This window comes from Paenibacillus sp. PDC88 (assembly GCF_900106725.1).
GTDB lineage: Bacteria > Bacillota > Bacilli > Paenibacillales > Paenibacillaceae > Paenibacillus > Paenibacillus shunpengii.
Genome location: NZ_FNNT01000017.1, coordinates 1 through 25566, shown reverse-complemented (window position 1 = coordinate 25566; position 25566 = coordinate 1). Strand labels below are relative to the sequence as shown.

Sequence of the window (25566 nt, the reverse complement as noted above, 5' to 3'; positions counted from 1 at the left end):
TGAATGCTGAAGGGAGACGAGTTAGTTACCCGTCTGACACAGCATATAGCAGGAGAGGACAGGTGGATAATGAACAAATCAAGCAAGAATGCAATGCGTTTTTTTAGTGTCGTCGGAATGATCGAGGGCATTTCCTTCATTTTATTGCTTGCTATTGCCATGCCTTTGAAATATGCATTTGATATTCCAGCAGCTGTAACCATTGTGGGGGGAGCACACGGATTTTTGTTTGTTCTCTACATCATCGCCATAGCGATAGCGGCATTTCTAAACCGCTGGTCGATCAAGATGGTGCTGGCTGCACTCGTCGCCTCCATCATACCTTTTGGACCTTTTATTATTGATCGCAGAATTCGCAGAAATTTGGCGGTTGCCTGATCGATTGCAAGCGAGCATAGAAGCGTCATATAATATAAAGAGTAGTAGTAAAGCTGTTGAGGTGATCTCATCAGCTTTTTTTCTTTTGGTGATATGAGAAGAAGGTATATATGTAAATACTTACACAAAAATCTAAAATATTATCATTTTACATCGATTCTTGTCATTATTTCTCGGGAAATAAGCTTTGTAACTCGCTAAAATACTCTCTAATATAGTAGAAAAGTCAAAGATTATGCAATAAATTCACTTTCATATCTCATTAAAAGGTGAATATTAGGAAGCATCATTGTATCGTTAACCTTCAACGCCATGGATATTTTCACCAGGTAAATATAGGATATAGTAGAGAAATCAAGGATCATAGCATATGGAGGCATATCAGATGGATAAAAAGGTGCTGTTAACTGGATTCGACCCTTTTGGGGGTGAACGGGTCAATCCTGCGCTAGAAGCTGTGAAGCGGCTGAATTGCAAGAAGACGAGCAATGTGAAATTGGTTGCTTATGAAATCCCGACCGTTTTTGCCAAGTCCATTCAGCATGTCATTTCCGCTATCGAAAAAGAGCAGCCCGATGTTGTCATCTGCATTGGACAGGCTGGCGGACGGACACAGATTACGCCGGAACGCATCGCGATCAATGTAGATGATGCCCGTATACCAGACAATGAACAGCAGCAGCCGGTTGATGAGCCGATTGTACCCAATGGGCCTGCCGCCTATTTTTCTACATTACCGATCAAAAAGATGGTAGAAGCGATGAGAGCAGCCGGCGTCCCTGCGGCCGTGTCCAATACAGCAGGTACTTTTGTATGCAATCATTTATTTTATGGCTTAATGCATTATTTGCAGTCCTACTCACCACATATTCGCGGCGGCTTCATTCATATCCCGTATCTTCCTGAGCAGACATTGAACTCGGGGGCCCCTAGCTTATGTCTTGATCACATTGTAAAAGGTCTTGAAATTGCTGCGATCACAGCTGCAAATGCCGAAGAGGATATCAAGATAATTGGAGGAGAGCTTCATTAGTGTAGAAAGGAGTACCCTACCCCGTATGATCAATTTCTTTTCCATTTGGTTTATTGGGAACTATTGGTCGATAATTCTTATCGCTGTCATTTGTGTTGATTGGTTAATCATCTCGTCAGAATCGTGCAGCCAACAGCGCGGTTCTTTTCTTTTTTTACAGATCGGAATCCATTTTCATTTCACTGAAAACTTTTTATCCTGATCCCAGAGTATTATATATGACTGACATACAGAAAGGGGGGCCGCGCGTTGACACAAGACCTGATCAGGCAGCTCCAACAAGAGTACAGCGATGAATTATTCGAGCAGCTCTACAGAGTTTATGCCGACAAAGCGATTCGCACGGCGACGGCCATAACGAGAAGCTCCACAAGTGCAGCGGATGTTGTGCAAGAAACATTTATGAGAGTATACCGAAATTTGAATACCTTTGATCTGAACAAACCCTTTGAACCTTGGTTTAATCGAATTTTGGTTAATGAATGCAACAGATATTTGGAGAAGCATTCAAGGTTAGTTCCGACGGAGCTGACGGATGAGCGTGTGCTGCCAGCGCAGCATGACCGCTACACCTTTGATGAGCACGGCGATATATACGACATGGTGCAGAGACTGGAGGATCAGCAGCGAATTCCGATCATTCTGAAGTACGTAAATGATTATGCGGAAAAGGATATCGCTGAGATGCTGGATCTGAACGTAAACACCGTCAAATCGAGATTGTATAAAGCAAGGCAGAAGCTGCAAGGCTGGCTGAGGCTGAATGGAGGAGGAGAGCAGGATGGCTCATAACGAAGAACGAGATAACCAGCTGGATCACCAGCTGAAGGACGGGCTGAGAGCAGGGACGGATGAATCGGTACAGCAACAGGACAAGATATGGTCAGCCATCAAGGGACAAATTCAGGAGGAGCGTCGACATACGGAAGCAGCAGGGGAGCTGTATTCTGCAAGGAGGAAGCAGAAATCGAAGCGGAAGCGATGGATTATCCCGGCAGTGGCGGCTGCTTCCATTCTTATCGTCATGAGCTTGCCAACCGCGCCCGTACAAGCACTCGTCGAGCAGGTAAGGGAATGGTTCGCACCGGAAAAAACAGTGGAGACAGAGATTGAAGGCATGCCTTCCACAAGTGTTGATACACTGCACGAAGGGACAGACCAGGAGTACGTCATTTATTTTGATACCACGATGTACAAAATGATCCAAGAGGAGGGAATGGACAAGATTGTACTCGCTGATCCGCCAGGAGAGCCGTATCCAGAGGTGTCGATGGAAATCTACCAGGTAGCCATGCTTCCGGAGGATGCGGCAGCCGACATTGAGGCAACCCTTGAGAAGGATTACTCCAAAGTACACGCTGTGGAAGCTATTGAGACGCCGGTCACAGGCTGGGAAGTTAGAGCCATTGGCGGTACTGGCGGTTCGGAATGGAATGACCCGATCGTCAGGTATTATGTGTTCGACAACGAAAAAGGCGGCAGCTTTATTGTGAAGCAGAACTATTTCATGGAAGCAGCCGAGGGCTTCGGCTCAAGACTACAGCAGATGATGCTGGAGTTCCACATTACAAATGGAGAATCGCAGTCTCAATAGGCGAGGTTATTATACAAAAAAAGAGAGCAGCACGGTTATGATGCCGGGCGCTCTCTTTTTTTGTATCAGAGTTTAAGGGAGCCTGCTTATAGCGGCTCCTTATTAATTTCCATCAACCAGAGATCTAGCACCACTATATACAATTAATGTCTGTAATGTTATTCACATTATGCCGACATATCTATTAAGCGAATCAACGAATTGATAATCAGAGATCTGGAGGAAAATATAATGAATATTGTAGACGCGCTGATTAAGAGCATGCCGTTCATTAAGGAGGTCATCCGTGAGGATGTAGCTATTGCTATATTTGACCGTGAGAAAATATTGTATTGGTCTGACAGTGAATCTTTGAAGTTTGGATTTGAGGCAGGGTATCCGCTGGATGAGCATAATCGGAATTTCTCATTTTTCCCTAACGGATATGTGAAGACGGTGGACCGGGTGGAATACTCCGGCTACGAATATCCTTTTGAAGCGATGTTTCTGCCTATCAAGGACGAGAATGGAGAAATGCTGGCTGCACTCAGCGTAAACTACAGCCTGGAGAACCAGGAAATGCTTGAGAAATATATGGGGGCCACAGAGCAGATTGCCGAACAGCTGCTAAGTGGTATTCAGCAAGTGGCTGCGCATTCCGAAGAATTGTCCGCTACCTCGGATGAAATCTTGAACAATTCCAAAGAAGCGGTGAAAAAATCCGAAGCGGTCAATCATGTCACTGGATTTATTCGTGAGATCTCTGAGCAGACAAACCTGCTGGGCCTTAATGCTGCGATCGAAGCAGCGCGTGTTGGTGAAGCAGGAGCGGGTTTTGGTGTTGTTGCCAAGGAAGTCCGCAAGCTGTCAGTTGACACTAAAGAGGCGACGCATCAGATTGAGACCTCCCTGGACAGTGTCCAGCAATCCATTAAACAGATGGAAGAAGAGATTGGACAGATCGCCCATGCTTCACAGGATCAGGCGCAGCTGGTTATGAACTTTATGACCGCGATCGAGCAGTTAAATGAAACAAGCCAAAACCTGCGCAGCTTCATCAATAAATTTATATCTTATGATCAGACCAAATAAACGATCCATTCCTCGAGCGGCTCAATAGAGCTGCTTTATTTTTTACCTGAATACGGATGGAAGAAAGTGAGGGGAATTAGACAAGATAAAAATACCATGGCTATAATGAGAGCACGATTTATCGGATGGGGAGGTCACATATCATGCAGAGTACTTTACTGATGCTGCTGCAGCTATTAGAGCGGGCTGCATTGCTGCTGATGTGCTTGTTCGTGCTGATCCGGGTACCCCGTTTCAGGACTTTTTTTCAGAACGGAGACAAGACATGGAAGGAGCTCACCATTGCCAGCCTGATCTTCAGCGGGTTTGCTTTGTTTGGGACCTACAGCGGTATTAATGTCGAAGGCTCACTCGTCAATGTGCGAATTATTGCAATTATGTCAGGTGGAATATTGTTCGGTCCTTGGGTGGGACTCGTTACGGGCGTCATATCGGGCATACACCGTTTCTTGATCGACATCGGCGGTGTCACTTCCATCCCTTGTTTGATCACAAGCATAACGGCAGGTGTCGTGTCAGGGTACATATACAAGCTGAAGTCAGCCGAGCAGAGGTGGAAAGCGGGGATCCTCGCTGGTATGGCGTGCGAAGCTTTAACGATGATCCTCATATTAGTGATGGCCGAGCCCTCCTCATTAGGGATCGAGATCGTTTCGCGAATTGCTATGCCGATGATCTTGAGCCAGGTCAGTGTGGGTCTTATTGTCCTGTTGGTTCAAAGCGTAGAGGGGGAGAAGGAGGTTGTAGCGGCCAAGCAGGCCAAGCTGTCGCTGGATATTGCGAACAAGACGCTCCCCTATTTCCGAAGCATTAACCAGGAATCGCTGCATACGATCTGCCGGATTATTAAGGATGACATTGGTGCGGACGCGGTGGCGATCACGGACACGAAGCTGATATTGGCATATGTCGGCGTGGGGGAAGAGCACTATCTGGAGCGTCACGAGATTATTAGTGAAGAGACGAAGAAGACGATCTCAAGCGGGCAAATTACGATTCGAAATAACGATACGGCGCATACCCATGCATTCATCAAGTCACTGATGATTATTCCGCTTCAAGAGAAGGGAGAGATCACAGGGGCGCTGAAAATTTATTATGCCAAGGCACATAAGATCACAGATTCACTGCAAGCCCTCGCGATTGGTTTGTCGCAAATGATCTCGACCTTGATGGAAGTATCCAGGGTAGAGGGGATGAAAGAAATGGCGAACAAGGCAGAGCTGAAGGCGCTGCAGACGAAGATCAATCCTCATTTTTTGTTCAATGCGCTGAATGCAATTGCCTCGTCGATTCGAATCAATCCGGATAAAGCCAGAGAGCTGATCGTGAATCTGTCGGGATATATGCGCTATAATCTGGAGCTTACAGATAAAATGATCGATATCCATGCCGAGCTGCAGCAGGTACAGCAGTATGTAGAGATTGAAAAAGCCCGCTTTGGCCACCGCCTGAACGTGGAGTACGACATTGATGAAGTACAGGTACGAATTCCAAGTCTCATCATTCAGCCGCTGGTGGAGAATGCCATTAATCATGGGATACTGAAAACAAAAGGACCAGGTACTGTCACGATTGCCGTGAAAGAGCACGAAGGAAGGGTGCGGATTACCATTGCGGATACAGGAGCTGGCATTCCGGAGGAGATCATTAAGAAGGTGCAGGAAGGTAATATGCCTGAGCATCACATCGGACTGCATAACGTGCACCAGCGTGTTCAGCTCATTTACGGAGAGGGTTTGCATATCCGGCGGTTGGCTCAAGGCACCGAAATATTTTTTGATGTAAAAAAGGAGAAGCAGGCATGAAAGCAATCATTGTAGAAGATGAGGTTCTCGCCCGTCAGGAGCTGGCCTATCTGATTCGAACGCACAGCAGCATTGAGATTGAAGAGGAATTCGAGGATGGGCTGGATGCACTCAAATATTTACAGAGCCACGAGGTGGATGTTCTGTTCTTGGATATTAACGTGCCTTCGATTGACGGTGTGCTGCTTGCCCAGAATATTAGCAAGTTCCAGGTGAAGCCCTATATCGTGTTTACTACAGCGTATAAAGAGCATGCGGCCGAGGCTTTTGAAATCGAAGCCTTTGATTATATTCTGAAGCCCTACAGCGAAGCCCGCATATCCTCCATGCTGGCGAAGCTGGAAGCTGCTTATGGGCAGCGGCATCAGCCTGTACAAGAAGAGTCAAAGCCGGCTATTCGTAAGGTTAATCTATGGAAGAATGACAAGATTATCGTGGTAGATAGTGACGATATTTATTATGCCTCTGCCCAGGAGAAGACAACAGAAGTGATTACCAGAGCAGAGACATACACAATGAATGTCAGCATTAGCGAATTCCATTCCCGCCTGCCTGGGGAGTCTTTCTATCGCTGTCACCGCTCCTATCTGGTCAATCTGTCCAAGATACGTGAAATCATCCCTTGGTTCAACAATACGTATCTGCTGAAATTAACGGATCTGGATGTGGAGATTCCTGTCAGCCGCAGCAAAGCGAAGGAGTTCAAGCAGCTCATGCGCATATGAATGCAGTTCATTCTTAATTTGTGCTATCTCGTTCCTGAACACGTTAGAACTCTCTGTGAAAGCGTTACAATGAAGTAGCGTAAGGGGCACTGCATCGTACGCTTAGAACAGCGAGAGAAAGAAGGAACGAGATATGAACTCAAAGAATAGCAACCGCTTTCTTAATGTGCTCGGCACTATTATTATGCAAATGGGTCTTGGGACCATCTATACATGGAGCTTGTTTAACGCTCCGCTTGTGAGTAAGTTCGGATGGGAGCTCAGCTCCGTATCCATTACCTTTTCCATTACAAGCTTTGCGCTTGCCTTCGCCACATTGTTTGCGGGTAAGATTCAAGAGAAAATAGGGCTTCGGAAGCTGACGGCCGTGTCCGGTATATTGCTCGGTATTGGGCTAATGCTCAGCTCGCAGGCAAGCTCGCTTGCGGCCTTATATGTGCTGGCAGGCGTTATTGTCGGCTTTGCCGACGGAACGGCTTACATTACGTCTTTATCTAACCTAATTAAATGGTTCCCGAACCGAAAAGGTCTCATCTCAGGTATTTCCGTCGGAGCCTACGGTACAGGAAGCCTTGTCTTTAAATACATTAACGGCGGTTTGATTGAATCCGTTGGTGTATCTCAGGCGTTTCTTTACTGGGGATTGATTGTCATGGCGATGATTATTACCGGTTCACTGCTTGTTAGAGAAGCAAGCGTCGCTCCGTCTGTCTCCGAGAGTGGCGGGAGAGAAGCGAAGCAGGTGGCAGGACCTCTTCAAGGAGCGAAAGACTATACCACAGGTGAAATGCTGCGGACCAAACAAGCATACCTATTGTTTATAGTGTTCTTCACAGCGTGTATGAGCGGACTCTATCTGATCGGGATCGTCAAGGATATCGGTATGCAGCTGGCGCATCTGGATGCCGCTACGGCAGCCAATGCGGTGGCCATGATCGCTATTTTTAACACCGCAGGACGACTGATTCTAGGTGCGTTGTCGGATAAAGTGAGCCGGATCAAGCTGGTAGGATGTACGCTGGCCATTACAGCAGCCGCTGCGCTCGTGCTAAGTGCGGTACCGCTGAGTTACGGTTTGTTCTTCGTCTGTGTGGCAGCTATTGCTTTCTGCTTCGGAGGCAACATTACAGTATTTCCGGCCATTGTGAGTGACTTCTTCGGTCTGAAGAATCATACGAAAAATTACGGCATCGTCTACCAAGGCTTTGGTATCGGGGCACTGTCCGGCTCCTTCATTGCTGCCATGCTTGGCGGCTTCAAGCCAACCTTTATCGTCATCGGTGCGCTTTGTATTGTTGCGGTGCTTATAGCGCTGACGATCAAACCGCCGTTCGCGGGAACTAAGGAAAAGGACGTTCCGTTCAAAGCATACAAACGTACAGCCTAATCGTAGTGCAAAGCCTGAAGCACCTTTAGTTAAAAGGAACTTCAGGCTTGTTTTGTTTGTAGCGTCTGGCACTAATCCAATTAACCGCGATGACGACAATATAACAGGTTAGGGAAATGAGACCATATTCAAAGACAAGCCAGAGATCTGTCATTTCCAGGTTGAGAGTGAAACCGTGAATTGAGCTAAAGAATAACAATAAAAGGATAATGCTTGCCTGCTCTACCGTATAAAGCAAGGCGAGCAATGCCAAACCGCCTAGCCAAAAAATAGAGGTTAGAATCATGAAATCCCCGCTGCGGCGTCTCATGAATAGAGCATAGAGCATCCAGGTGGCCAGGTAGAGCAGGGAGATAGCTGTAGACAAAATGCTGTGATTTTCATACACGGCCCAGAACAAGTTCATGGAACCGAAGAACAGGTTAATCATAAACATGATGAGCAGATGCATAGGGTACATTGCCCATTTTTCTGCTGTACGAATATGGCTCACTCCCTTGTATCCGTTCTTATACATATAGACACATATTGAGGGATAAAGGTTACGTGGCAAATAAAAAAGGAGATCCTCACGCAAGCGGCATGCTTTGCAGGGTCTCCTTTTTATATGGATTATAATCTTGTACCGGACCACTTTTTGTCGCCGGATAAATACTTCTCGGTGAGGATGGACAACAGCTGAATTCCGACTTCGTTATGCCCGCCTTCCGGAATGATGATATCGGCGTATCTCTTGGATGGTTCAATAAATGCTTCGTGCATGGGCTTCACTGTAGCGAGGTACTGCTGGTTAATGGATTGGATCGTACGTCCACGTTCCTCAATATCACGAACGACACGTCGCAGAATACGCACATCGGGATCGGAATCGACGAATACTTTAATGTCCAGCATCTCGCGGAGCTTCTCATCCGATAGGACATGAAGTCCTTCGATCATCACGATGTTGTTCGGATGCAGCTCTACCGTGTCCGAAGAGGATCTGGCATGAATCGTAAAATCGTAGACCGGCGCATGGACCGTCTGTCCATCACGAAGTGCTGCGAGGTGCTGGATCAGCAGCTCATTGTCAAAGGCGAATGGATGATCATAATTCGTGAGCTCCCGTTCGGACAGACTGAGATGAGCCTGATCTTTATAGTAGTTGTCTTGAGATATAAAAGTCACTTTGCTCGACCCCAAACGTTCAATAACAGAGCGAGCTACCGTAGTTTTACCTGAGCCGGTTCCTCCGGCAATACCAATAATGAGCATGGCGAATATATAAACCTCCCTAGAATAATTGCAGGAGCAACCTTAGTATTTTAGCACAGCGGGATTGATTTATCTATGACATAGGAAAAGGGAAGAATTGTGAGCAAAAGGCGGGAAGGATGTATTACTTAGGTTTTGTATTATTGGACTGAAATATGAGTATCTTGGTTTTTTGATTCATGCATATAAATATTCGTAAACCGATCAATTCCCATTTGAATCTTTGAAAAAAAATAACGCTGATGCAAGAGTACTCCTCTTGCGTCAGCGTTACTATGCTAAACCCACTATTCGCTAATTATACTTGGGCAGATTGTCTGCCATATTTCTCGGTGCGTTCATCTTGTATGACGCCAGTGAAATTCAAGCCAAAACCAAAATCATACACGTGGCCCTCGTTGTCTACATGACACTCCATATCATGAGCTACATCCTCCAGCTGCTCCTCTACGGTACGCATATGGGCCGGCATTTGCATGGGAAGAAGGCCGGATGGCTCCCTTTCGCCGGTCAGGATCTCCATAATGGCCTGATCCTGTACGCCGAAGTTGGCAAGAATGGCATCCGCTTCCGCTTCAAACTCTTCAACCACGGTCGGATTGGATAGCAGCATAGAGACAATTACTGGTTTACCGTTCATTTTGGCCTTAGTATCAAGTACGGCATCTAAATCCTTCGTGTTTTGCGGTGTTACGCGCTTACCCTTATATGACCGGTTTCCATCGATATCGGATGGATGACTTGCGAGACTAAGCTCACGTGCGTGTTCCGCTGTATACGTACCATACTGTAGACTGATCGGCACGTATCCATTGCCGCCCTGTAGTTCATCCTCCTTGCTGTAGCCGGTGCCTGATTTCGGTGTGCTGATAAATACAAGTCCAACATCGGCTTCGTCCGGTTGATCCGTCACTTCAAAATACTTCGAGACCACCTCCAGGTTCACGGGATATTCTGTGCGCTCAGGGATGGGATTGCCGAACCAATCCTTGCTGGCAGCAAGATAGCGCTGCGGAATGTATACTTTACTTCTCACTTTAAGCGGCAGCACGTTATTTTTATTTTTGAGCATAACGATCGACTTCAGCTGCGCTTCATAGCCTTCACGCATATATTCAGCGTTTCCTACAATTTCGGAGCTTACCTGTGGATCTAGATATGGGTTCTCGAATAGACCCAGACGGAATAGGTTCTTCAGCAGTCTAATGGCAGATTGCTCAAAGCGTTTACGCATAAACGCTTCTCCATGCTCTTTAACACCCATTTCATAGGCTTCCAGAACAGGGCCGACTTCATTATTGCCTCCAAACTGATCCACACCGGCCATGAGCAGCTTGTAGTGGCGTTCTGCTATAGACAGATGCTCGACACCCCATGGTTTTCCAGACAAAAAGGAATCCTTATCACCCCAAATATCTCCGGTAATCCCCCAATCTGTACAAACGACACCGTCATAACCGTATTTTTCGCGCAGTAAGTCTGTAATAAGATAAGAATTATAGGAATTCCCCACATTTTCACCATTCTTCATATCCTGGTTTGCGGAAATGGTATAGTACGGCATAACGGCAGAGGCTTCACCGGTTTTTCCATCCAGCTTGAATGCTCCATCGACAAAAGGGATTAAGTGTTCTTCAAAGTTGTTCCCCGGATAAACCGCATATTGTCCGCAATAATAGTGGGCGTCCCGTCCGGCTTCCCCCGATCCACCGCCCGGCCAGTGCTTTACCATGGCGTTTACACTGTCATAGCCCCAGCCTTCGTGAATTTCGAGGTCCCCATCGGAGGTTTGAAAACCATCTACATAGGCTCTCGCCATATCCGCAGCAAGCTTAGCGTCTTCACCGAAGGTGCCGTTATAACGGAACCAGCGCGGATCTGTGGCAATATCAATCTGTGGGGACAGAGCCGTCGTAAGTCCGAGCGCCCGGTATTCCTTGGAAGCAATCTCCCCGAAACGTCTTGTTACATCCGGATCAAAGGTTGCCGCGAGTCCCAGCGATTCCGGCCACATGGAGATCTGTCCCCCGGAGCCTGCATTAAATTCGGAGCTTGAATCCGAGCCATGGCGGGGATCGGAGCTGTTATTGGCCGGGATTCCAAGTCCGGTGCCTTCTGCGTAAGCCTGAACGTTATTATTCCACTTCGCAGCAATTTCCGGGCCTTCTACCGTAGTGACCAGTACGTGTCTTAAGTGATCGTTTGCCAGGAACTCCTTTTGCTCATCGGTCAGGTCCCACGGATGAGCTCCGCTCTCCTCATAGGCTTTGCCGTTATATGTGCTCTTGATCCAGGCATGGCTTGAAGCAGGAATGGATTGATGTTTGCTGTAGAGCATAAGTCCGGCAATCTGCTCTACAGACATTTTGGAAGCCAGATCCTTTGCTCTTTCTTCAGGGGTCAGCCGCCAGTCCTCATATTTGTCGAGAGCTCCGTTCTTGCTTAGATCCTTGAAGAACAGACCGTCTTTTTCTATGATTTGAACACCTGATCCACTCGTGTATCCCAGCAGGGGACCTCGTTCATTTTTAATATATTTGATTTCTTGAGTTTTAATTTCGTCAGTATGTTTTGTCATGTGTTTCTCCTCCAGCGATAAAGCTGTTTTTTTCTTCGTATTCTTTATTAGGAAACGGTATGCGTCGGGCCGATGTGATCATCTACATTGCTTTCTTTAGAACCCAACGATGTATCTTTTCTGCTTCGCTCTGGAAGCGGCTTAACGACAATAACGCCCAGCACGGCACATAGGCCGAGCACGATATAGAAGCCTTCCCATCCGCCGACAGCCAGCAGAAACGGTGCGATAGCGGGAACGATGGATTGAGGGAGGGCATTGGCTACATTCATAAATCCAAGATCCTTTGCGGCATTTTCCTTGTTCGGCAGAATACGTGCTACCAGCGCGGTATCTACAGCAGAGAAGCATCCATAACCGAGACCGATGATGGCAGAAGCTGCAATGAATACAGGAATACTTGGGAAGAAGGCAAAGATGAATACGCCAATCGCCATAATGGCTCCCGATACGTACAGGAATGGCTTCTGCTTGCCGAATTTATCGGACAGCGTGCCGCCGAGCACACTCATAACGGCCGCCGCTGCCATGGAAGCAATGTTAATCGTCGTAACAACACCTGTTGCAGCCGTTTCGGAGAGTCCCATTCGCTGCACAAGCATCATCGTTAAATAAACACTGCTGCAATATCCCATCATAAGCAGGAATTTACCTGCCATCGCCCAAGTAAAGGCAGGATGCTTCCGGGGATTGGGGTAAATATTACGCAGCTTTTCGCCAAGCGGAACGGAGCTTGCTTCTCGTTCAATTTCAACTTTGCCGTCTTTGATGAAGAAGGTGCTTATAATTGGACCTGCAATACCAATGATCGCAAGTGTAATCCATTTTGCAGGAGTAGATGCATTTGGCATAAGGTTCATCAGGACCATACCTAGCGCGATAGCTACCGGAATAGCAATGCCGATCAGACCCGAGACCGAGCCTTGTTTTTCAACGGGAACCTGATCCGGAACAAGCGCTGTATAAGCTGCCATACCGAAATTGAAGAACAGCTGCACGATAGACCACAGGATGACGACTTGCCATACTTCGGTTGCAAATCCGATAAGTACAAGCGCGGAACACGCAACCACTGGACCAATTATAATCCAAGTGCGCCGGCGGCCTAACCTGATGTTCGTACGGTCGCTAAGGGCACCGCCAACGGGGTTGCCAATGAGGGCAAAGAAGGCACCGACGCCTGTTACAACACCAAAAGCAGCGTTCGATGCACTTGCGTCAGGTGTGATCTCTAAAATTTTAAACGTTAAGAGCAGGGTAGCCGGTGTCATCAAAGCAATCATCATACAGAAATATCCAAAAATAACGGATGCTTTCAGTCTGCCGAGCGGGGTGTACTGTTGGCCTTTCACTCTATTTTCCCCCATATTCATAACCTCCCAAATGAAATAAACAACTTATTAAAGCGGTTTCATAAAACGCTTACATTTATATTGTAAAGAAGCCGTCTGCTTTTCGGCAGGCGGCTTCTTTATCTGTTTTAGTATCAATTTTTAATCTCTGGACAGATGATGTTTTGAAATAAAGATGTCCAACATTAAAAATTGACCTATCTGTTCGTTGTTATAGTAGAGGCGATATTTCGATTAACTCAACAGCGTGCGGCTCCAGCTCAAAAACAAAAGATTGTGCTTCATTCGGCGTCCTGATTTCCGTAAACCTTTCCGGCAATGCAGTTGATTTTAAGTACTGGATGTCTTCCAAGCTTAACTGTTCCGGGGCTCCCATCCGAACCCAGGCATCATAACTGCTCCCTTGCTGTCGAGTCAGCTTCTGTCTGGTTATGCGAAAATTACACTCAGGAAGACCACGCAGCGCTATTTCCAGATTTAATATTTTCTCATCCTTAAACCGATGATATCGGCTTGTCTGATGGATCAGAGATACATCTCCTGCCAAATACAACTCGTCATAATGACAGTAATTATAGGCGAGAATCTGATAGGCCTCCTTATTACGGGTTACAATAAATCCTTCACCTTGATCAAGGAGCTGATCCCCCAGCTTTGAGAGTAGTTCATAACTGAGCATGGCTGCTTTTGGAATACCATACTGTGTCATGAGCCCCATACCTCCATGATAGAGATGGCACGATGCAGTAAATTCCTCAATGTTATCGCTTAGGACCCAATAGCCGAAGCTCTCAACCTTGTCCAAGTTTTCAACAATATTCTTGGCGATATATGCTGCTTTGTAAAGCGTGTCATTGGTTAATTCCCGGTGGTCGGTCGTCGAATTGAACTCCGTGATGTGAATCGGAAGATGATCAAGACCTTCTCTTTTCATTATCGTTAGTTCCTGGTTCAGCATCTTGTTCAGTCGATCGGAGTCTTTTGAAATACCGCTGAATATATTCATCTTCTTATGAATGAGATCCGGGTATGATTGTCTGTGTGTTTCTTCGGTCTCAGGAACAAGCTCATTCGGATAGTAATGCACCGGAATAAAATCTGGAATCGCATTGTTCTCTCTGCAGAATTGATAGAAGGGACCTGCAAACCAATCATATGGAATCATTAATATTCTTCCTGGTGCGCCGATCTGCAGCTCTGTAGATATACTTTTGAGCGTACGGTAAGTCTGCAAATACATTTCTTTGTATTCGTCCTGCGATCCCGGCCAAAAGTAGGCGAGCTCGGGTTCATTCCAGAATTCAAATCTCCAGCTGCTGACTTCCTTGAGTCCATAACGATTCACGCAGTGGCGGACAAAATGATCGATCAATTCGCACCACATCCTAATGGAAATGGGAGGACTGACACAGCTTTTATTGCGAAACACGGTTTGTTCCGGATCTTGTGCTAATTTGGAAGGCATAAATCCAAGCTCAATGAACGGCCTTATACCAATAGACAATAAAAAATCGAACAATTGATCCGTCAGACGAAAATGATACCGCGGCTCTCCATCTACCTCATCATAGACCATCATTTCATCGTCAAAAATGCCGTGGAACCGTAAATAGTTGAACGGGCAGCGCGCCTGCAAGTATCTGAGCTGATCCTGAACGTCTGCATGCAGACCTTCCTTGGCTTTTCCGATCGTAATCAGGTTCTTCCACGTATGCTGAATGGATCTTTTGGAATGAGTAACATTCACTTGTCTTGCAGTAGACGTACGTCCGATAAGTACGGAAGTGTCTGTGTTCTCTTCCTGCTTCATATATTCCAAAAACTGCTCAATGATATCCAGCGCCCTTGTCTGGCTAAATTCTGCATAGCTCGTCGAGAAGTCCGGTGCGTGAGACGGTATGCTGATGGATCGTTCATACTGCTGGCGATATTCGTTTGGCGTCTTATGGTACTTATTTTTAAAAGCAGTATAGAATGATTTCATGTTAGGAAAGCCGTGATTCGATCCAATGTCAGCGACGGAGGTCCCTTCATTACGTAATAGCTCCTCCACAGCATATTTTAGCCGGATGCTTGTCAAATAGGATTGGAAGTTGAGACCAATATTTTCGCTGAAGAATTTGGACAGATAGGGTACAGACAAGTACTCGCGTTCTGCCAAGGCCTGCAGTGAAATGGGCTCCTTATAATGATCGTCAATGTAATTGATGATGCTCAGCATACGTTCTTTATATTTCTCGTTGACTGCTCCCTGCACCGGGTCGTTTCGAAACTGCTTGATTAGAATGGCAAAGACAGAGAGCATGCGAGTCTGCATGTCCAGCTCGTAAACCTTGCCTCGTTTATATTTCAGCAGAACCAATTCTGCAAGCAGGTGACGAATGCGCCGGTAGGATTCATTGTCTTCCATATCGGGTTTACCTGCCAAAGCATCAAAATACATTTGATCTATGCCTTGTACATGTACTTTGAGATAAGGCACAGGAACTAGGAAAGTGGCAATGATGTTGGAAGTAAGACCGACAACCTCATGGACATGCGACTGATTGATCAGACAGATGTCGCCCTCTGTGATGGTCTGCGTCTCTGTACCAACTCTAACCTCCAGCTTGCCATTGAGTACAAAAATGATCTCCACACTGTTATGCCAGTGGCTTGGTACATAGTTCACCTGATGCAGCGACACGTCAAAAGGCAGTTTATCATCAATTTCAACCAGCTCGTATATAGTACGCGGCATCTGCAGACCCCCTTTTTTTGTCTGTCCTTCAATCTTATTCATTTAATTTTAAGAGAGCAAATGGACCTATTTTTTTCTAAAAGAAATGAAGCCCCTCCTTCAAGGATCGAAAGAGGAGCTTCAAGCATTCGGGTAAGCTATTATTCAATAAAATGTTTGTAAATGACCTGGGTTCCCTTCTCATCGTAACCCAGCTTGGACAACTGCTCATAGATGGATTCAGAGAGCGCGAGGCCTGGTGTATCCAGTCCCATCTCCTTCGCCGACTCAAGCGCAATACGCATGTCCTTGATAAAATGCTTCACATAGAATCCAGGCTCGAAGTTGCCGCCAATCATGCGAGGGCCGAGGTTGCTGAGCGACCAGCTGCCAGCGGCGCCCGTCGCGATGCTTTTCAGTACCGTCTCCGGATCAAGTCCTGAAGTCTTGGCGTAAGCCAGTGCTTCCGCTACCCCGATCATGTTCGAGGCAATGGCGATCTGGTTACACATTTTGGTGTGCTGTCCCGCACCGGCTGCGCCTTGGTGAACGATGTTGGTTCCCATCAGCTTAAACAGAGGAGTGACCTCCTCAAAATCCGCAGCGTCTCCGCCGATCATAATGGACAGCTTCGCATCTCGCGCGCCGATATCACCACCTGATACGGGAGCATCCAGGGCATGAAGTCCTTTTGCAGCGGCTTCTTGATGGATGCGTTCTGCCAATTGAGGACTGGACGTCGTCATATCAATCAGATAAGTTCCTTGAGCGCTGTTTGCGATAAGTCCATTCTCACCGAGGTAAATCTCCTCCACATCTTTCGGATAGCCGACCATGGTTATGATGACCTGACAGGCCTCAGCCAGACTAGCAGGAGTTTCATGCCAGACGGCCCCTTGCTCTACGAGCTCGGCTGCCTTCTCTGCAGTTCTTGTGTATACATGAAGCTTGTACCCTGCCTTCTGGATATGTCCTGCCATGCTTTTGCCCATTACGCCTGTACCAATGAATCCTACAGCGGTTTGTTCTGATGAAATTGCCATATGAATTGCTGCCTCCTTTGGATATCCTGCTTCTAAGTATAATCCTAAATATAGATTGACACACCAATTCGTTGGTGCTATTTTCAATCTATACCAATCTCATCGAATTTGTAAGTTATCTAAGACATGACATAAATATAGCTGACTGTGAACAAACAGAGGTGTTGCTCTACTGCATAGGGACGATGCCTCTGTTTTTTATAACACCAAACAAGGAGTGATAGAGAATGAGTAATAATGAGACAAAGCGTCAGAATGTGCTGGAAGTATCTTTGCAGGATGTGAGTGCTCATCGGACACCGGACTATCCGGTGAATCCATTGTTTGTGGAGCGCTGGTCTTCCCGTTCCTTCGCGGATCAACCGGTTCCACAAGATGTGCTGTATACGGTGCTTGAGGCCGCACGCTGGGCGCCGTCCTCCAACAATTTGCAGCCATGGCGTTTTTATATCGCTCAGACAGAAGAAGAGCGCGAGCTGTTCAAGGAATTCATACTTCCTGGTAACCGGATATGGTCAGATCATGCGCCTGTTCTGATTCTGCTTGCTACAGATACACGCAGAGACGAGAACGGTGGAGTTAATGGAGCACATGCTTTTGATGCAGGTGCTGCCTGGGGCTCCATCGCACTGCAGGCACATCTGCTGGGGCTGGCTACTCGGGCCATGGGAGGCTATGACCGAAACAAAGCGCGTGAAATTCTAGACATTCCGGATTACATTGAGCTGCAAGCGGTTATCGCTCTGGGTTATCGTGCAGGGCTGGACACGTTGGATGAGCGATTCCGTGAGCGAGAAATACCCAATGAGCGCCGTGCCTTAAGCAACAGCATTTTGGAACTGAAAAGAAAGTAAGCATCTCATCTAAAAATAACGCCTAAACATGAATCGGCCGCTTGAATGAAGTGATCCCTCCATAGTTAGAACGCCATCTAACAACAGGGCGAAGTTCACAATTCATACAAGCGGCTGTTTTTCGTGTATTCAGTTCTTTCCAGAGGTCAAAGGAATTTGAAGCTCAAACATACTTCCTGCAGTAGAGGTTTCGATAAGCCGCAGATGACCGCCCATATTAGCGGCTAGCAATCTGCTGAAGCTGAGACCCAGCCCTAATCCACGAACCCGTTCCTGTTTGTCATTCCCGCGATAGAAGCGTTCGAAGATGAGCTCCTGCTCGTTTGCCGGTATACCCCTGCCATTATCCTTAACGACGATGGACAAGTCCTGACTTCCCGCTGAAGCTACATGGACGCTTAAATGAAACTGTCGATCTTCTGTTGCAGATTCCACACTATTGTTGAGCAGGTTCGTCATGATCTGCTGGATACGCAGCGGATCTCCCCATAGAGTAGTCTCTGTTACGGATTCTTCCCACGTCAGCTCAGGCGTCTGCATGTCACAGCTCTGATGAAGTGACCATTGATAGATCATTTCTCTGAAGAAGGGAACCGCTGATATTGACTCAGGCCTGAGCGGAATGACTCCGGCTGCAATGGCGTTATAATCCAGCAGATCAGCAACCATATGCTCTAACCTATTCGTTTCCTTGAGTGCAGCTTCCATAAATTCGCCAGCTTCCTCTTGTTCAACGACGCCTTGCTGTACGGCATGAAGCAATCCTTTGATGGAAGTGACAGGCGTCTTCAGTTCATGTGTCAGTCCTGCAAGCATGTATGATCTGGAGTGCTCCAACGTCTTCAGACGCTCGGACATCTCCTTAAACGAGGTCGTCAGCTCATAAATTTCCTGTTCCTTCACGTCGGTGCTTAGAGTTACATTGTAATTACCCTGGCGTATTTCGCGTGCTGCCTCGGCGACATCACGGATCGGGCTGACCAATTTTCTTGTGAGCAGGTGGATTGTGACCCACCCAAGGACGGCAAGAAAGACAAAGGCCCCGGCAACAAGCCAGGTTTGGTCCGTAATGATCGTGAACGACTTTATTGGAAGGAGCAGGATAACCTCGCCAATTTCTGTCCCTGATTGCATAATAGGGGCGGTAATCTTTTTCGAGCCAGATGCTTCCGGCGATAGAATCCGTTGCTTCAACTGCTCTTCTGGCATCGGAGGGTTGGAGAACACAGGTTTACCCTCCTGATCCGTAATAATGACACACATGCCCGCGCTTTTTTCGATCATATTTTTACGTTTATCGATGAGCGCATTTAAATCCTGCCTGTGGTACTCAACCTCATCGCTGCCGGCTCCTTGAACGATTTTGTCAGCGATCTCTTGGGCAAGGATTCGGGTGGTCTCAAGCCGCCGATCCATGGATTCATGCTTGACCCACCAGAAGGACAGCAGGCTCAGGATTGCCAGCCCAGCGAAGAGGGCGAGGAAATAGCGCCTTGTCCAGTATACTTTTATCGATCTCAGCGGTTTATCCAAAATTGATACCCCGTTCCTCGTAATGTTTTGATATCTCCTTCTTCTTTAGGCCAGTGGGAGAGGGAATGCCGGATCCGTTTAATCGATAGATCCACAGCCCGATCACTGCCTTCGTAATCCAGTCCCCAGATGTTCTCGATTAGCTGCTCCCGTGTAAAGGTTTGATTGGGATGCTCTGCGAGAAAGAAGAGTACAGAAGTATCCCGCGGAGTAAGCGGGACGTCGGCTCCGTTTAACATGACTCTCTGTGAGCGAAAATCGAGAGAGAGACAGCCATAGCTGCGTCTATGCTCCTCATTGTCTGTCCAGCCAAGCGGTCTGCGCAGTACGGCATTCACACGGGCAACGACCTCCTCGGGGATGAAAGGCTTGGACATATAGTCGTCGGCCCCATTGTTCAATCCGATGAGCTTATCATCTATACCGTCCTTGGCGGTAAGCATGATGACAGGAACGCTGCTCGTTTTTCGGATGTGCTGCAGCACTTCCCAGCCGTTTTTGCGGGGGAGCATAATATCCAATATGACAAGCGCCGGTACCTGAATGGTTAGCTGCCTTACGGCTTCTTCTCCATCATATACAGCGTTCACTTCAAATCCCGCTTTTTTCAGATAAGCGCTGAGTACTTTTGAAATAGCCCGCTCATCTTCCACGATCATTATTTTTTTCAACAGACACCTTCTCCTTTCTCCTCCCGGATTACAGCACAGGTCTAATTCTCTATTTATCCGTTACAGTTAAACGGTACAAGCTTTATTCTCTAATCATTTAAAGGTTGATTTGTTTTCACATGAACGTAGAACGATGGCTGTCCTTGTGCAAGGATATGCATAAATTTTATCATAAACACTTCTCTATTTCTTTTGACATTCTCCTGACACATTCCTTTGCTATGATTCTTTCATGCCGCAGCCAGAACACGAGAGAGAAACCATAGATTAGATCAAAAACATGAGAGATGCTGGGAGGAATAATAATGAATAAGAAAAAGAGAAATTGGATTATTGCAGGAGCAGCAGCGGCCCTTATTGTTGGCGGCACAGCCGCTTATGGAGGAATCAACAATTTTCTTGGCAACAATGTAGAGATTGAATCGGTTATGTCTGGCAATACAGAGCCTTCGGGTGAAGCACAGACCGTAAGCAGTGAAGAGTTAACTGGAGCCTGGGCGCTGCAGGATGAATCCAAAGTATACTGGTCTATTACAACTTCTCAAGAAACCGTAAACTTTGTGAATGATGCGGTGACGGGAGCATGGAGTATTGATTTTACAGCACCGGAGTCGATGTCGGCTGAAGGCATCATGGATATGTCGGCCCTCGATTCAGGTAATGCTCAGCGTGATGATCATTTACAGGAGAGCGACTTTTTTGATGTAGCAGCATACCCTGAGGCTACCTTTACTGCCGACACCTTTACAGGACTTCCGGAGGAGTGGACAGAAGGTGAGGTTGTGCCAGTAACGATTGAAGGCACCATGACGGTAAGAGGGATGGAAAAGGATGTGACCTTCTTCTCTGAAGTCAGCTATCAGGAAGGAAACCTGCTATTGTCCGGACAAACGGAAGTGACATTTGATGATTTTGGGATGGAGAACCCGCATAATGTCGTTGTGGAGACAGAAAATGATGTGAATGTGCGTCTGGAGCTCGTATTGAGTCGATCTTAATGTAATACATTCAGTAGAGAAACCTGGTCTTTATTTAAAAGACTGGGTTTTTTCTTTCTAAAAATAAGAAGAATCCTGAAGTGAATAAGAAGAATGCTGAAGTGGTAAGAAAATAAAAAGTTAGTGCAAAGTTATGCAAACGGTTGCATTTACGATGAATTAAATTTATATTGAAGATGTTTCATTTTGAATGGGTTTGGGAAATACCTATTAGTTGAAATGAGTTATGCAATGGAGTCAGTTGCAGCCCGTGTAATTAGATAGGACGTATATTGGTTAATTCCAGCTTAGCAGCACGATTATATAACGAACCGGAGGCTCAAGGTATGATCGAACAAAATCAGTTGAACGTACATAAAACTACGCATTCCACAGCTTCACACAATCCAGTCGATTGGAAGCAATTCGATGAGCAGTATGCATACAGCGGTGATGACTTAGGCGCTCATTACCATCACGGTACTGTAACACTGAAATTATGGGCTCCACTTGCCTCTAAAGTTAAAGTGAGTCTATACCATCCGAATGACGATACGAAGCTGGCTGGCCAATTCCCGCTCGTTCAAGGAGAACGCGGTATTTGGAGTTTGGTTCTATCACCGGATGATCTATCTGCAGATGACCTTCACGGTTATTTTTATCAATATGAAGTTACAAATCAGGGTGTCACCAAAAAGGTGCTTGATCCCTATGCCAGATCCATGGCCCCATCACGAGTGGATACCAAGGGCGATCCAGGTGAGGACGGCGACCTTATTGGCAAGGCGGCTATTGTAGATTTGGAACGAACTCGTGTCGCTGATCTGAGCTTTGCTTCTATTAAAGGATACAACAAAAGAGAAGACGCCATCATTTGGGAAATTCATATCCGTGATTTTACCGCTGATCCTCAGATTGAAGGGGAGTTGTCTGCAAGATGGGGGACCTACAGAGCTTTTGAGGACAAATTAGCTTACATTAAATCGCTGGGAGTGACCCATGTTCAGCTGCTGCCTGTTATGGCTTGGTATTTAGGGAATGAGCTGAAGATGGGAGAGAGAGAGCTTCACTATTCTGCCCTCGACAATGAATATAACTGGGGCTATGACCCGCACAATTATTTTTCACCAGATGGGGCGTATTCCGAGAATCCTGCTGACCCCGAGCTTCGCATCAAGGAGCTGAAGTCACTCATCCATGCCATTCACGAGGCCGGAATGGGTGTTATCCTCGATGTCGTATACACGCACATGGCACTCCCGGAGTTCCTGAATGATATTGTACCCGGTTATTATGCCTGGCAGAATGCCAAGGGAGAATTTATCGGGGGCTTCGGCAATAATCTGGCGACAGATCGGAAGATGGCAGAGAAGCTGATGGTGGATTCGGTCAAATACTGGTTTAGTGAGTATAAAATCGATGGTCTGCGCTGGGATATGATGGGAGATGCCACGTACCCTGCTGTGCAGAAGGCATATAATGAAGCAGCTAAAATCAACCCTCAAGCACTATTTATCGGTGAAGGATGGCGTACCTTTGCAGGAGATGAATCCGATCCGGCTTTGAAGGGCCTTGCTGCAGATCAGGACTGGATGGACAAGACAGACGATGTCGGTGTTTTCTCAGATGAAATCCGCAATGAGCTGAAGTCGGGTTTTGGAAATGAGGGGGAACCCCGTTTTCTAACAGGCGGGCCAAGAGACATCGAACTCATCTTCAACAACATAAAGGCACAGCCCTCCAATATCGCGGCAGATAGTCCGGGGGATGTGGTTCAATATATTGAAGCGCACGACAATTTAACGCTCTATGATGTAATTGCGATCTCAACAGATAAAGATCCAGAGATTCCTAAGGACGATCGGGAAATTCATCAGCGGATTCGGCTGGGACATGTGCTTGTGCTGACTTCTCAGGGAACGGTGTTCCTGCATGCAGGCCAGGAGTATGGAAGAACGAAGCAATGGAAGGCAGAGGGTATACCGGAGCATAAATTCCATGAGTTTACGTCCACCGGAGATAAGATCCACTATTATATTAATGATTCTCACGACTCAACGGATGCCGTCAACATGTTCGAGTGGGCAAAAGTCACAGATGAAGAGCAATACCCGGTAAATATCGAGACCCGCAAGCATCTTCAAGGGCTGATAGAACTCAGGAAGGCTTCAGATGCATTCCGTTTGGGCAGCATGGAGCTGATCGACCGCAATGTAACACGAATAAATACACCGGATATTCAAAAAACAGATCTTGTCATCGCATACAGCTGTCTCTCAAGTGATGAGCGAGAATGCTATCATGTGTTTGTAAATGCGGACAAGAAGTCAAGGAAGCTCAGATTACAACAGGACTTCACTTCATGTGAAGTTGTTGTAGACCAAACACGTGCAGGAGTCATCCGGCTGGATCATCCGACTGGAGTGAAGCTCACGGCAGATACGATTATTCTGGAGCCGCTGACGGCTATTGTCTTAAAGGAGAATAAGAGCTGAGCTTGCAGAGAGAATAGAGGAATAATATAGAGGGATCTCGTATTAGTAGCTTAAATACTTAGTTGAAAAGGGGATTATCACGATGCATGATCTTTCGTCTGAATCCGTCCGTCTTAACTTTGGAAAATACGAGATCCCGGCTGATCTGCAGCTGCTTCTTTCTATAGAAGAAGAATTCCGGGAGGTGCATCCTCGCGGCCTGGATTTTGGCATGGGGCTATTACAGGCGACTAAATAAAAGTAATATCGTCATTTAATGAATTCCGAGCAGGCCGAGCCTGACTCGGTTTTTTTATAAGAAGTACTGTAGACAAACATTGAAGCTGCAAGCTAGGAAGTTGATTTAGCTATTTAGCCACAAAAAGAACTCCATTTCTTTTAATGGAAATTGATGGTTGACTATTACATAACCGTTGGTTATATTATAACCAGAGGTTACAAACCAGTGGTTACTTACAAGGAGAGTTCTTAATGGCAGGAAACAGGCAAGAAATTCGTTCTGAAGAAACAAAACGGGTCATTTTGGCCATGGCAGCTGAGCTTTTCTCGAAACGTGGCTTTGATATGGTGTCGATGAGAGAGATTGCAAGAGCAGCAGGCTGCTCACATACAACGATTTATATCTACTTCAAAGATAAACAAGCGCTGCTTCACGAATTATCTGTACCACCTTTGGAGCGTTTAAAGTCGAATATGCTTCTGGCACTTGATGATACGAGTATGAGTTCTAAAGAGAGGCTTATAGAAGTGAGCTGGCGTTTTATTGAATTCTGTTTGCATCATCGCAACATGCACACGATATTTTTCGGAACCAATACAGAGAGGGTGGATATCGAGCCAGAGCTTCCGCTTAATAAACTGCGCAATGAACTTTTTAATCTATTTAAAAGAGCTCTTGGAGACATCTATCAGCTTGAAGAACTAAGTGAGGTATTGTTGTCCTTTTCTAGAATATATTTTTATATGCTGCACGGGATCGTGGGAACCTATCATCAATCAAGCGAGACAGCTGAGGAATTATCAGCGAGACTCTTGCCTACATTTAAGGAATCATTTGAGATCGTATTATTGGGCTTTACCGAGAAGCTAAAATCAAGGAGGTAAGACAATGAAAATAGAGCGAGTCTCCGAGCATATTTGGGCATTGAAGACGTGGATGCTGTTTCCGGTGCGCGTATGGATTGTAGCAGAAGAGGATGGAGTGACTCTCGTGGATGCCGGAGTGGGTTCCATGGCAAAAGGAATACTGAAGTTCGTTGAGCAACTGGGAGCAGGACCGATTCGGCAGATTGTACTTACTCATGGACATTCCGATCATGTCGGCTCCGTGACTTCAATAAGAGAACATCATCAGGTCCCTGTTTATGTGCATCCTGTTGAGATCCCCTATATGGAAGGAGATATAGCCTACCCTCGTCGAAAAAAAGCTGCCGCCTCACTGCCTAAGCAGCTCGCAACTCCTCTTTCAGTGGATCAGGACGGCAGGATTGAGAGTGTGGGCTCATTAAAGTGTTATCATACACCTGGGCATTCTCCAGGACATGTCGTTTACTATCATGAGAAGGATGGAGTTCTGCTCGCAGGTGATCTATTTACATCTAAGAAAGGCAGGTTGAATCGCCCGATGCCCATGTTTACAGCTGATATGCAGGAAGCTGTGCGAAGCAGCCGTGTAGTCAAAGAGCTGAAGCCACGCAGAGTGGAGGTATGTCACGGACAACCTGTCTTTAGCGCGGCAGATCATCTGGATGAGTATATGCGGATAATGAGTTCATCTCTATCATTATAGAACTACAAACAAGCTTGCCTGTCACTTAGACAGGTTTTTTGTTTATAGTGAGTCTTCATCGAGGGATGAGTTTAATAGAAGAGAGATTAGCAATTAAATTTTTCTTAAAAAAAGTGTTGCATAATTTTTATGTGCATGGTATATTCTAATTCCGGCCAAGAAATAAGCCGTTTCAACAAGAACATGGCAAGTAAGCTTCGATCAGAAGTTAAAAAAACTTTTAAAAAAAAGCTTGCATTTCTAAACCGGACATGATATGATATAAAAGTTGCTGACGACGAGAGTTGAAACGCAACGAAGTTGAT

At 46.4% G+C, this 25566-nt stretch carries 21 protein-coding genes and 1 pseudogene; 14 read left to right on the top strand and 8 right to left on the bottom strand.

The annotated features are described in order from the left end of the window. Window positions 1-69: 69 nt before the first annotated feature. The 8 genes from BLW49_RS26920 to BLW49_RS26885 all read left to right on the top strand — a co-directional run bounded on the left by BLW49_RS26920 (window position 70) and on the right by BLW49_RS26885 (window position 7996). Window positions 70-378: a DUF3817 domain-containing protein gene (locus BLW49_RS26920; protein WP_076315594.1), complete on the top strand. Its 309-nt coding sequence runs from the start codon at window positions 70-72 to the stop codon at window positions 376-378. Window positions 379-763: 385 nt separating this feature from the next. Next, window positions 764-1411 carry a pyroglutamyl-peptidase I gene (pcp, locus tag BLW49_RS26915; protein ID WP_090727964.1) on the top strand — a complete coding sequence of 216 codons (648 nt, stop codon included), beginning with the start codon at window positions 764-766 and terminating at the stop codon, window positions 1409-1411. Between the two features lie 249 nt (window positions 1412-1660). After that, the gene (locus BLW49_RS26910) at window positions 1661-2203 is read left to right on the top strand and encodes an RNA polymerase sigma factor (protein ID WP_090727962.1); all 543 of its coding nucleotides are present in this window, start codon (window positions 1661-1663) and stop codon (window positions 2201-2203) included. Next, on the top strand, window positions 2193-3005 hold the full coding sequence (locus BLW49_RS26905) for a hypothetical protein (RefSeq protein WP_090727961.1): 813 nt from the start codon (window positions 2193-2195) through the stop codon (window positions 3003-3005). The genes BLW49_RS26910 and BLW49_RS26905 overlap by 11 nt, the downstream gene beginning before the upstream one ends. A gap of 231 nt (window positions 3006-3236) precedes the next feature. After that, window positions 3237-4076, top strand: a complete 840-nt coding sequence (locus BLW49_RS29415) for a methyl-accepting chemotaxis protein (protein ID WP_090727959.1) — start codon at window positions 3237-3239, stop codon at window positions 4074-4076. A 143-nt stretch (window positions 4077-4219) separates the two neighbouring features. After that, entirely contained in the window at window positions 4220-5884 is a 1665-nt protein-coding gene (locus tag BLW49_RS26895) for a sensor histidine kinase (protein ID WP_177178850.1), read from the top strand. Further along, window positions 5881-6609, top strand: a complete 729-nt coding sequence (locus BLW49_RS26890) for a LytR/AlgR family response regulator transcription factor (RefSeq protein ID WP_090727957.1) — start codon at window positions 5881-5883, stop codon at window positions 6607-6609. The genes BLW49_RS26895 and BLW49_RS26890 overlap by 4 nt, the downstream gene beginning before the upstream one ends. 133 nt (window positions 6610-6742) lie before the next feature. Further along, on the top strand, window positions 6743-7996 hold the full coding sequence (locus tag BLW49_RS26885) for an L-lactate MFS transporter (protein ID WP_090727956.1): 1254 nt from the start codon (window positions 6743-6745) through the stop codon (window positions 7994-7996). 25 nt (window positions 7997-8021) lie between these two features. Here BLW49_RS26885 and BLW49_RS26880 read toward each other — a convergent pair whose 3' ends face one another. From BLW49_RS26880 to BLW49_RS26855, 6 genes are all read right to left on the bottom strand, one after another. Then, complete coding sequence (locus BLW49_RS26880) at window positions 8022-8489, bottom strand: hypothetical protein (RefSeq protein ID WP_143042168.1); 468 nt, start codon at window positions 8487-8489, stop codon at window positions 8022-8024. A 119-nt stretch (window positions 8490-8608) separates the two neighbouring features. Then, on the bottom strand, window positions 8609-9250 hold the full coding sequence (gene udk, locus BLW49_RS26875; protein ID WP_090727953.1) for a uridine kinase: 642 nt from the start codon (window positions 9248-9250) through the stop codon (window positions 8609-8611). Window positions 9251-9548: 298 nt separating this feature from the next. Beyond that, complete coding sequence (locus BLW49_RS26870; protein WP_090727952.1) at window positions 9549-11828, bottom strand: glycoside hydrolase family 3 protein; 2280 nt, start codon at window positions 11826-11828, stop codon at window positions 9549-9551. Window positions 11829-11875: 47 nt separating this feature from the next. Continuing rightward, window positions 11876-13195 carry an MFS transporter gene (locus BLW49_RS26865; protein WP_047913950.1) on the bottom strand — a complete coding sequence of 440 codons (1320 nt, stop codon included), beginning with the start codon at window positions 13193-13195 and terminating at the stop codon, window positions 11876-11878. A 196-nt stretch (window positions 13196-13391) separates the two neighbouring features. Then, entirely contained in the window at window positions 13392-15920 is a 2529-nt protein-coding gene (locus tag BLW49_RS26860; protein ID WP_090727950.1) for a GH39 family glycosyl hydrolase, read from the bottom strand. Between the two features lie 140 nt (window positions 15921-16060). Next, on the bottom strand, window positions 16061-16942 hold the full coding sequence (locus BLW49_RS26855) for an NAD(P)-dependent oxidoreductase (protein WP_047913951.1): 882 nt from the start codon (window positions 16940-16942) through the stop codon (window positions 16061-16063). A 227-nt stretch (window positions 16943-17169) separates the two neighbouring features. On the opposite strand from BLW49_RS26855, the gene BLW49_RS26850 reads away from it, so the two are divergent. Next, window positions 17170-17796: a nitroreductase family protein gene (locus BLW49_RS26850; RefSeq protein WP_047913952.1), complete on the top strand. Its 627-nt coding sequence runs from the start codon at window positions 17170-17172 to the stop codon at window positions 17794-17796. Between the two features lie 129 nt (window positions 17797-17925). Here the strand turns inward: BLW49_RS26850 and BLW49_RS26845 are convergent, their stop codons facing one another. Together BLW49_RS26845 and BLW49_RS26840 are read right to left on the bottom strand one after the other, a co-directional pair. Continuing rightward, window positions 17926-19329, bottom strand: a complete 1404-nt coding sequence (locus BLW49_RS26845) for a HAMP domain-containing sensor histidine kinase (protein ID WP_143042167.1) — start codon at window positions 19327-19329, stop codon at window positions 17926-17928. Then, on the bottom strand, window positions 19314-20000 hold the full coding sequence (locus BLW49_RS26840; protein WP_047913954.1) for a response regulator transcription factor: 687 nt from the start codon (window positions 19998-20000) through the stop codon (window positions 19314-19316). The genes BLW49_RS26845 and BLW49_RS26840 overlap by 16 nt, the downstream gene beginning before the upstream one ends. Window positions 20001-20305: 305 nt before the next feature. Between BLW49_RS26840 and BLW49_RS26835 the strand changes: the two genes are divergently transcribed. From BLW49_RS26835 to BLW49_RS26820, 5 genes and pseudogenes are all read left to right on the top strand, one after another. Beyond that, complete coding sequence (locus BLW49_RS26835) at window positions 20306-20998, top strand: YceI family protein (protein ID WP_090727947.1); 693 nt, start codon at window positions 20306-20308, stop codon at window positions 20996-20998. Between the two features lie 314 nt (window positions 20999-21312). Then, window positions 21313-23472, top strand: a pseudogene (locus tag BLW49_RS26830) (alpha-amylase family glycosyl hydrolase); the annotation flags it as partial. Between the two features lie 82 nt (window positions 23473-23554). Then, entirely contained in the window at window positions 23555-23710 is a 156-nt protein-coding gene (locus BLW49_RS28985) for a hypothetical protein (RefSeq protein WP_177178849.1), read from the top strand. Between the two features lie 233 nt (window positions 23711-23943). Next, a complete protein-coding gene (locus BLW49_RS26825) occupies window positions 23944-24576 on the top strand; it encodes a TetR/AcrR family transcriptional regulator (RefSeq protein ID WP_076315609.1) in 633 nt (210 codons plus the stop codon). 4 nt (window positions 24577-24580) lie between these two features. Then, window positions 24581-25261, top strand: a complete 681-nt coding sequence (locus BLW49_RS26820; protein ID WP_090727944.1) for an MBL fold metallo-hydrolase — start codon at window positions 24581-24583, stop codon at window positions 25259-25261. Window positions 25262-25566 lie beyond the last annotated feature (305 nt).